This window comes from Micromonospora sp. DT53 (assembly GCF_049841535.1).
Classification (GTDB): domain Bacteria; phylum Actinomycetota; class Actinomycetes; order Mycobacteriales; family Micromonosporaceae; genus Micromonospora.
In genome coordinates this window covers 1-986 of record NZ_JBNCKM010000025.1, presented here as the reverse complement: position 1 = coordinate 986, position 986 = coordinate 1, and the positions used below count along the sequence as shown (strand labels likewise).

The following is a 986-nucleotide window of genomic DNA, read 5'->3' as shown; positions in this document are numbered from 1 at the left end:
ACCTAGACGAGTAAGTCCGAAGTTGGTTCAGTGGTCGTAGGCGATCAGGGATCTGGTCACGGACTGGCCGGTGGTCCGGTTGTGCCAGATCGCGGCGGTCATCGCGAGGAGTCGCTGGGCGACCCTGGCGGCTACCCCTTCGATACTGCGACCGCCGTGTAACTCAAGGTCGAGTTGGCCCTTCAATGTGTCATTCACCGACTCGATGAGCTGCCTGATCGGCTTGAGCAGGTGCTCGTCCGGGCGTGGGGTGCGGTTGCGATACGACGGCCGCAGTAACCGCACCCCACGCTCGGCCAGCCACCGGTCCAACTCGGCGGAGACGTATCCCTTGTCCGCCACGATCAGCAGGCCCGGACGGTCGGTGACGAGGTCCGGATCATGATCGAGGACCGCGGTCAGCACCTCCCGCTCGTCGACCTTCGGGGTCGCGAGCGCCCATGCGATCGGCAGACCGGACGGGGTGCAGATGAGATGCAGCCGCAGGCCCCAGAAGAACCTCGAGTGCGAGGCGCAGTAGCCGTACCCGGCCCACCCCGCCAGATCAGAGCGTTTCACCGTCGGCCTGGACCGGCCGCATTCCACCGGTGTGGAATCGATGACCCAGGTCGTGTCGGACCACAGGTCGGTGTCTGCGGCGACTGCCCGGATGGCACGCTTGAGCAGCGGCAACGCCGCCCGTAAGCGCTTGTTGTAACCGGACTGTCCGGGCAGGTACGGGAACGCCCCGGGCAGATGCCCGGGGACGAACCGAAGCCAGCGGGCCTCGGAACGCACCCCGAGCAACACCTGCGCGACGGCCAGGGTCAGCAACTCCGCGTCGGAGAGCTTCGGTGGCCTACCAGTCCGGCGAGGACGCCCGAGCCAGTCGTCGATCTTCACGTACAGTGCGGTCAGAAGGGTGTTGAGGTCTGTCGTCACAAACGGATCTTCAACACCCTTCGTCTATGCCAACAGCCCGGGGTCGTTAGGACTTACTCGTCTAG

General features: G+C 65.3%; 1 protein-coding gene. It reads right to left on the bottom strand.

Annotation, left to right across the window (positions count from 1 at the left end; genetic code table 11):
• Positions 1 to 27 precede the first annotated feature (27 nt).
• Positions 28 to 921 (bottom strand): IS982 family transposase, encoded by an 894-nt coding sequence (locus ACLQ3B_RS33640; RefSeq protein ID WP_425784687.1) that lies wholly within the window; start codon positions 919 to 921, stop codon positions 28 to 30.
• Positions 922 to 986 lie beyond the last annotated feature (65 nt).